Below are 281 nucleotides of genomic sequence, written 5' to 3' on the forward strand. Positions count from 1 at the left end.
ATGCGAAAGGATCAGGAAAAGTGCTAAAGAACAACTAGAAATGCCAAAATCAGAAAAAGTGCTAAAGAACAACTAGAAATGCGAAAGGAACAGGAAAAGTGCAAAAGAACATCAAGAAAAGCCAAAGGATCAGAAAAAGTGCTAAAGAACAACTAGATAAGCGAAAGGATCAGGAAAAGTGCAAAAGAACATCAAGATTAGCGAAAGGATCAGGAAAAGTGCTAAATAACATCAAGATAAGCGAAAGGATCAGGAAAAGTGCTAATGAACAACTAGAAATG

1 protein-coding gene is annotated in these 281 nt (G+C 35.9%); it reads left to right on the forward strand.

Features of this window, described 5'->3' with window-relative positions; genetic code table 11:
- Window positions 1–98: 98 nt before the first annotated feature.
- A partial coding sequence (locus LOK78_RS16545) for a hypothetical protein (RefSeq protein WP_232635689.1) occupies window positions 99–281 on the forward strand: 183 nt, incomplete at its 3' end.

This window comes from Mangrovimonas futianensis (genome assembly GCF_021245805.1).
Classification (GTDB): Bacteria; Bacteroidota; Bacteroidia; order Flavobacteriales; family Flavobacteriaceae; genus Mangrovimonas; species Mangrovimonas futianensis.